The 1,161-nt window shown below is 42.8% G+C and carries 2 protein-coding genes; both read right to left on the reverse strand.

Annotation, left to right across the window (positions count from 1 at the left end):
• Positions 1 to 121 precede the first annotated feature (121 nt).
• Positions 122 to 379 (reverse strand): FmdB family zinc ribbon protein, encoded by a 258-nt coding sequence (locus A3739_RS14875; protein ID WP_068476749.1) that lies wholly within the window; start codon positions 377 to 379, stop codon positions 122 to 124.
• A gap of 188 nt (positions 380 to 567) precedes the next feature.
• Positions 568 to 1,101 carry a response regulator gene (locus A3739_RS14880; RefSeq protein ID WP_068476747.1) on the reverse strand — a complete coding sequence of 178 codons (534 nt, stop codon included), beginning with the start codon at positions 1,099 to 1,101 and terminating at the stop codon, positions 568 to 570.
• Positions 1,102 to 1,161: the final 60 nt, after the last annotated feature.

The raw sequence follows: 1,161 nt of genomic DNA on the forward strand, positions 1-1,161 counted from the left end.
GGTCACGACGACGATGAACCCAACCACAAATGGTAACTTCTTGTCCGATCAATTCTTCTGTTACTTGACCGCAATATTGACTGCGCATAGTCCTGTCCTAATTATATTCTTACTAATACCGTTATGCAGCGCTATCGCTACTTGATGAGCTAGATGACGAACTTTTTCCAGCATCACCCGCTAAATTCTTCTTTTTGCCAGTTTTAAAATCTGTTTCATACCAGCCGCCGCCCGACAACCGGAATCCCGGCGCAGAAATCTGCTTGGAAAACGTTTCGTTATTGCACTCTGGACACGCTGTTAACGGTTCATCGCTTAATTTCTGAAGTACGTCTTTCTGAAAGCCACACGACTTACAAGCATACTCATAGATTGGCATCAAACACCTTCTTACTGAAAAACAGACGAAAACTTTCTAGCGCTAACTAGTCACGCTTAAAAAAGGGGCGGTAGTATAAACAATTTTGAGGACTTGAGCAGTAGTAGAACGGCTTACTAAAGAGACTGCCTGCACGGAAGTGCACATTTTTTTAATTTATTAAACCTTTTTACAGCCCAGCAGCAAAATTATTGATCTGTGAGCAAGTTTAACAGAACTGACTTAAGCTTCTCGTTATCAAGAGGTTTCGTTAAGAAGTCATTCGTTCCAGCATCAAAACATTGCTGCCGATGCTCGTCTAAATCATTCGCGGTAATGGCCACAATAGGCAGCTCCGAATCAGCGATGCCTAGCTCATTCCGAATCTTTTGCGTTGCCGTTACACCATCCATAACAGGCATCTGCATATCCATCATAACAATGTCATACTGCTCAGCGCGCACCTTCTCAACAGCGATCTCTCCGTTATCTGCCGTATCACAATCAAACCCAAGGTCAGCCATGGCAAACTCAATCAACACTTGATTATCCATCGTGTCATCAACAATAAGACATCGCTTGCCCTTATAGGAAACAACATGATCATTTGCCAACTCGCTTTGCAGGCCTTCAGACAAATATTCAAGTATTTCTTCGGGTTCATTGTTATCAGTTTGCAAGGGGAAAGAGAGAAAGAATGTCACACCCTTTGATGATGACTCATGACGAATAGAACAACCCATAGCACCTAGAAGTTGACGCGATAAGTACAAACCTAAAACCTAAGCCTTCATGAGAACGAC

Source organism: Oleiphilus sp. HI0067 (genome assembly GCF_001635735.1).